This window comes from Puniceicoccaceae bacterium (assembly GCA_040224245.1).
GTDB lineage: Bacteria > Verrucomicrobiota > Verrucomicrobiia > Opitutales > JAFGAQ01 > JAKSBQ01.
Genome location: JBEGIR010000028.1, coordinates 22,592 through 28,958 on the forward strand (window position 1 = coordinate 22,592; position 6,367 = coordinate 28,958).

The following is a 6,367-nucleotide window of genomic DNA, read 5'->3' on the forward strand; positions in this document are numbered from 1 at the left end:
TCAATGTTGCAGGACCGCAGCTTTGATTGTCAAGATTGTGCACGGGAAGTCGTGACAATCGTTGAAAAAGCCGCTCAGTTGCCCATGCTTGTGAGGCAACCATGGATTTTAAACGATACCTTCAACAGTGGCTGATCCTCATGGTGGGTGTTTTTGTGGCATCTCACATCATTCCCGGAATCCACTACGAAACGACCGGATCCCTCATCGCAGTGGTGTTGATTTTGAGCTTTCTCAACCTCATTCTGCGACCGATCCTGATTTTATTTACCCTGCCTTTTGTCATTCTCACGATGGGAGTTGGCATCTTGGTGATCAATGCATTCCTGTTTCTGCTCGTGAACCAAATGGTCTCCGGATTTCATGTGGATGGATTTTGGGCGGCGTTTTTTGGCTCAATCGTGGTAAGCCTCATCGGCATGGTCGCGAACCTTCTGCTCGCTCGACCGCAGGTGCAGGTGGATGTGAGGCGACCCGATGCTCCGGGAATGGGAGCGCAAGGATCCAGTTCCAAGCGGAAATTGAAGGATGATGACGTGATTGACATTTAGTTCCATCTATTGCATCGGCTTTGGGTTCCGGTTTCGGAAATTCCCTGCCGATTCTATTCCCAACTACAACTGACCCTGCAAGCTACCGTGAAAACAATCCAACACCACCGCCTGACCATCCAGATTCTCATTGGCATGGCCACTGGGATCCTGCTTGGCATTCTGATCAACCAGTTTTTCAGTGAGGTGGTTTGGGTGTCCAACTGGGTCACCGGAGGCATTTTTTATGTGGGTGGCAAAATATTTGTCGCCTGCCTGCAGCTGCTGGTGGTTCCACTGGTATTGGTATCTCTGATTTCTGGAACTGCTGCGCTGGATGATGTGCGTAAAGTGGGAACGATTGGACTCAAAACCGTGCTGCTCTACATGGTCACCACTGCGATTGCGATCACGCTGGCCCTGCTGTTTGCGAGTCTATTTCGTCCGGGTGTTGGAATCGACAAGGAAGCGTTTTTACAATCGCAAACCCCCAGCGTTTCATCAGTGGAAACCCAGCTCGAAACCATTGCAGGTGAGGTGAATGAAGTGAAGTGGGTCATCAACCAGCTCGCCCGCCAGAGTGGAGCGCAAGCCGAACCCTTCGAGGACATCGAGGGCGAATTGGCGGACGAAGCGCCGGCACAGGAATCCGGGTTTTCGGTTCAGGAGGCACCACCACTGACTGAGGTGCTGATACAAATTTTTCCAACCAACCCGATCCGTTCCATGGCGGAAGGCAACATGTTGCAGATTATTGTTTTTGCGATTTTGTTCGGACTGGCGCTTACCCTGGCAGGTGAATCGGGACAGCGCGTATTGCAGGGGGTGAATGACCTCAATGAAGTGGTCATGAAGCTCGTGCTGTTGCTCATGCGCACAGCACCCTTCGGTGTCTTTTGTCTGGTCGGTCAAACCTTTGCAACGCAGGGATTTTCCGCAATCGCACCCCTGTCAAAGTATTTCTTTCTCGTGATGCTGGTGCTGCTGTTGCACGCGGGGGTGACCTATTCGCTTTTTCTCAAAATCTTTGCACGATTAAGTCCGCTTCGTTTCCTTCGCACCATGTGGGAAACGCAGATGTTTGCGTTCAGCACCTCCAGCAGCAATGCCACCATTCCGGTCACGCTCGAAACGGTGACCGAACGCCTCGGCGTGCACCGCAGTGTGGCCTCCTTTACGGTGCCACTGGGTGCGACGATTAACATGGACGGCACGGCTATCATGCAGGGAGTGGCGACGGTTTTTATCGCGCAGGCCTGGGGTATGGATCTGAGTCTGACGGATTTTCTGATCGTCATTGTGACCGCTACTTTGGCGTCGATCGGAACAGCAGGTGTGCCTGGAGTGGGTCTGGTCATGCTCTCCATGGTGCTGATGCAGGTAGGACTCCCGGTCGAAGGCATTGCCATCATTCTCGGGGTGGATCGCCTGCTCGACATGCTGCGAACCGCAGTGAACATCACGGGTGACAGTATGGTTTCCTGTGTCGTGGGCAGGTGGCAGAATGCGCTCGATCCCGACGTGTTTGAGCGGGGGGATCCGTAACAGGGTGAGTTGTTGCTCAGCTATTCAGGCTGAGATGTAAATAACGCAAGGCCGGCAACAATCGCATGCAAGAAGGCTGGTGCAGCGCATCCTGCAGATGGATCAGCTTTCGGTTTCGAATGCCCTTTTCCTTCCAGTCACTGTGAATCGTTTGAACTTCGAGCGGGTACAGAATCCAGTGTTGGGGAGCGACGTCTTTGTAAGGCATGAGCACCGGATGTCCCGAAATTGCACCCTCAACCCCGGCTTCCTCCAGAGCCTCCATGCAAGCGACCTCCCGAGCACCGAGATGGGCTTCGGGTTGCCCTTTTGGAAAAATGGTAAGGGCCTTTTTCCGGGTTTGAACGGCCACAACCTCGATTTTGCCGGAAGTTCGCAGGTAGGGAAGAACACCAATCACAACATTGGATTTTTGCCGATCCACATCCACGGGCAATTCCTGAATTTGCAGCGGACTGTGCATCAGGGATTCATCCCGAAACCTTACATCCATCGTGATGTCGGGTCCCAGCGTTGCGGGAGGAGACCAGAAGAATGCATCACGTACTGTAGCAAAGCGGAAAGTGGCAATGTGTAACCCTTTGAGTGACTGCTCAAAGCTGTCCACCCAGGCATCCGTTCCCGGCAAAAGGCAACGGTACCGCAGCATTTCAAGCGGGGGGAACAAGGCAGTTGGCCAAAGCTCATGGCACTGACGGCGCTGCAGGCGACAGCGCAGCTGTTGCCAGGACCCGTTGACCCGGGTTTCCACGATCTGCCAGCAGGCATTGCCGTGCTGACGCAGCGAGATGCGACGATGGGAGTCACTCGCAAGCAAGGCCCTGCGAACCTGTGTTGCACGGGCGTGCAAGGCGAGAACTTCAGGTTCTGCAATCAGGAATCGGCGATGGAAACAGTCGTGCAAGCGGGTTCGTGTGGAGTTCAGAGCGGGCAGCCCGAATCGATAAATGACCAGGGAAGTGCAAACTGTTCCGCAACCTCTGCGGCGAGCCGCTGCACCGCAAATACTTCGGTGTCGTAATGCCCGCAGGTGTAGAGGTTCACCCCCAACTCCTGCGAAAGTGCAAAATGATGCTGGGAGCATTCTCCGGTGATCAGGGTGTCAATGCCATCGGCAGCCAGGCGAGTCAGTGCATCGCCTCCACTCCCGGTGAGGATGCCGATCCGCCGTAGTTGCTGCGGTCCATGCATCATGGCTACAGTTCGTGGAAATTGCTCGTGCAGGCGTTCTGTGAGCGTCTCGCGCGGCAGCTCGGCATCACAGTACCACCCGATGGGAACCCCCTCGTAGGGCGCAAATTGCCCGGTTGGCTGCAATCCGAGTTTTTGCGCCAAGCACACGTTGTTTCCGATTTCCGGGTGAGCATCCAGCGGCAGGTGACTGCCGTAAACCGCCAGATTGTGCTGCATCGCATGGAAAAACTTGCGGTAGCGCGGTCCTGTGAGCGGTGAGACCGGGGCCCAGAAGGGGCCATGGTGCACGATAAGGAAATCCACGCCGCGTTCGACAGCTGATTCAAACACCTGTAAACTGGCATCCACGGCGGCACCGATGTGAGTGACAGTGCCATTATTCTCGATCTGGAGTCCGTTTTTGGCTCCCGGGTAGTCGGGAATTTCGTGGGTTCGCGTGCGTTTGTTGCAGTAGTGTGTGATGGGTTGAAGTGATGCCATGGATGGGATTCAAATGTTGCGGATGGCGGTGGACAGGGGTTTGACTCGGCAAACCTTCAATCGATTAAATCAAACGGATTTGCCAACGCAACCCGTTACCGGATATTGAGGGAGAGACGGCAAGCCAATGCCATCTCAAGATGTAACCCTTTTCACATGAAACGCTTTTACCAACAGGAGACCATTCCCTTTCGGCTGGCATCCGACTATCAGCCTCAGGGGGATCAACCGCAGGCCATTTCCAGATTGGTCGAATCCATTCGCGCAGGCAATCGCTACCAGACCCTGCTTGGGGTGACGGGTTCGGGGAAGACCTTCACAATGGCGAATGTGATTCAGGAACTACAGCGCCCCACCCTTATCATTTCGCACAACAAGACGCTTGCCGCCCAACTCTACTCGGAATTCAAGTCCTTTTTCCCGCAAAATGCAGTCGAATATTTTGTCAGTTATTACGATTATTACCAACCCGAAGCTTATGTGCCGCAGACGGACACCTACATCGAAAAAGATTCTTCAATCAATGACGAGATTGAGCGCCTCCGCATTTCTGCCAGCAGTTCGCTGATCGCCCGGCGCGACGTCATTGTGGTGGCGAGTGTGTCCTGCATATACGGCTTGGGGTCTCCGGAAGACTTTGAGGAAATGATGATTCCGCTTCAGGTGGGGGAGACCATTCGCCGGGATGATTTTCTCGTGAAACTGGTCGAAATCCTCTACGACCGCAACGACATCGACTTCAAGCGCGGCACCTTCCGGGTGCGTGGCGAGGTGGTCGATGTGTTTCCCGCCTACATGGAGACCGCGATTCGCATCGAGTTTTGGGGGGATGAAATCGAGACCATCCGCGATCTCGATCCACTGACGGGGCAATTGGGAAAATCCCACTCCTACTTCCACCTCTACCCTGCCAATCAGTTTATCACCCCCAAATACAAGATTGACCAGGCGATTTCGCGCATCCGCGAGGAGATGGAGGAACAGGTGGCGCTGTTTGAAAAGGAGAAGCTGTTCATCGAAGCCCAGCGCATCCGCATGCGCACCGAATATGATATTGAAATGCTGCAGGAAATCGGATTCTGCAACGGCATCGAAAATTACTCACGCCACCTGAGTGGCAGGCAGGCAGGTCAGCGCCCTTGGTGCCTGATCGATTTTTTCCCCGAGGATTTTCTTCTGTTTGTGGATGAGAGTCATGTGACCATGCCACAATTTGGTGCGATGTATGTGGGGGACCGGTCGCGCAAGGAAAAACTGGTTCGCTATGGGTTTCGTCTGCCCAGTGCACTGGACAATCGGCCGCTCATGCCTGAGGAGTTTCAGGAAGTGACCGGACAGACGCTTTTCATTTCTGCAACTCCTTCCGCCAAGGATATCGAGCTTTCGTCAGTGGTGGCTGAGCAGATCATCCGTCCAACAGGTCTGCTTGACCCGATCATGGAGCTTCGACCTACGGATGGGCAGGTAGAGGATCTGATCGGAGAAATCCATCGCGCCACAGAAGCTGGCGAGCGAGTGCTCGTAACAACCTTGACCAAGCGCATGTCCGAGGACCTCACGACGTTTCTGCGAGAGGCAAAAATTCGGGTGGAATACCTGCACAGCGACATTGATGCCATCGAGCGTGTCGAAATTCTCCGGCACCTTCGGGCTGGCAAATTTGACGTGCTCATCGGTGTGAATCTGCTCAGAGAGGGGCTGGATCTTCCCGAGGTGGCACTGGTGGCGATCCTTGATGCGGACAAAGAGGGCTTTTTGCGCAATACCACGAGTCTTATTCAGACGGCTGGGCGAGCGGCACGGCATGAAAAAGGGCGTGTCATTCTGTATGCGGATCGGCTCAACCAATCACTGCAGACCACACTCGAAATCACACGGGACCGGCGGGAACGACAGATCGCATTCAATCGCGAGCATGACATCACTCCGCGTAGCGTGAAGCGCGGTGACCAAAGCTCGCTTCACCAGGCAGATGAGGATGAAGGTGTCGATGAAATGGCAGTGGCCGAGTTGGGTGGTGAGAGCGAAGTTCAGCGCATCATTGCCGAACTCGAGAACGAAATGATTGAGGCCTCCAACGCTCTCGAGTTCGAACGCGCAGCGATTTTGCGCGATCAGATCGAAGCACTCAAATCCGGGGACCGGTCGAAGTTTGCCGGACAGAAACCCTCACGCAAGGCACGCAAGTACGGCAAGGGGAAACGCCGCTCATGAAAGCAACCAAGTCCACCGAATCATCCCTGTGCATGAAGCGCAGCATAAAGGGGCATTGTCCGCATTGCGGGGAGGGCAGATTGATGCGCGACTGGTTTCGCGTGAATGTGCGATGTCCGAGCTGTGATGCAACATTGCCCGTTGCCGAGGGTGCCTTTCTCGGCTCCATGGCGATCAACTATGGGATGGTGGTCTTTGGACTGATTCCTCTCTGGCTGCTGCTCTGGTGGGGCAGTGAGTGGGGGATTTCGATCCTGACCTGGGGCGCCATGGCACTGGCAGTTGTGGGTCCGATTCTGCTCTATCCCTTCGCTTGGCGCATCTGGATCGCACTCGGGGTCACCGTTTTAAAGGATGACGATCAGAATCCCTGAGGGAACGGGAAAAATTCTCTGTGTGATCCT

General features: G+C 54.5%; 6 protein-coding genes. 4 read left to right on the forward strand and 2 right to left on the reverse strand.

Annotated features, from left to right (window positions below; genetic code table 11):
- Positions 1 to 101: 101 nt before the first annotated feature.
- Positions 102 to 551, forward strand: coding sequence for a phage holin family protein (locus ABQ298_05000; GenBank protein MEQ9823722.1), 450 nt, complete (start codon positions 102 to 104; stop codon positions 549 to 551).
- 87 nt (positions 552 to 638) lie between these two features.
- Entirely contained in the window at positions 639 to 2,075 is a 1,437-nt protein-coding gene (locus ABQ298_05005; protein ID MEQ9823723.1) for a dicarboxylate/amino acid:cation symporter, read from the forward strand.
- Between the two features lie 16 nt (positions 2,076 to 2,091).
- On the opposite strand, the gene ABQ298_05010 is transcribed toward ABQ298_05005, so the two are convergent.
- Together ABQ298_05010 and ABQ298_05015 are read right to left on the reverse strand one after the other, a co-directional pair.
- Positions 2,092 to 2,979 (reverse strand): hypothetical protein, encoded by an 888-nt coding sequence (locus ABQ298_05010; GenBank protein MEQ9823724.1) that lies wholly within the window; start codon positions 2,977 to 2,979, stop codon positions 2,092 to 2,094.
- 17 nt (positions 2,980 to 2,996) lie between these two features.
- A complete protein-coding gene (locus ABQ298_05015; protein MEQ9823725.1) occupies positions 2,997 to 3,749 on the reverse strand; it encodes a Nif3-like dinuclear metal center hexameric protein in 753 nt (250 codons plus the stop codon).
- 156 nt (positions 3,750 to 3,905) lie between these two features.
- Between ABQ298_05015 and uvrB the strand changes: the two genes are divergently transcribed.
- Positions 3,906 to 5,963 carry an excinuclease ABC subunit UvrB gene (gene uvrB, locus ABQ298_05020; GenBank protein MEQ9823726.1) on the forward strand — a complete coding sequence of 686 codons (2,058 nt, stop codon included), beginning with the start codon at positions 3,906 to 3,908 and terminating at the stop codon, positions 5,961 to 5,963.
- Positions 5,960 to 6,337 (forward strand): hypothetical protein, encoded by a 378-nt coding sequence (locus ABQ298_05025; protein ID MEQ9823727.1) that lies wholly within the window; start codon positions 5,960 to 5,962, stop codon positions 6,335 to 6,337. The genes uvrB and ABQ298_05025 overlap by 4 nt, the downstream gene beginning before the upstream one ends.
- Positions 6,338 to 6,367: the final 30 nt, after the last annotated feature.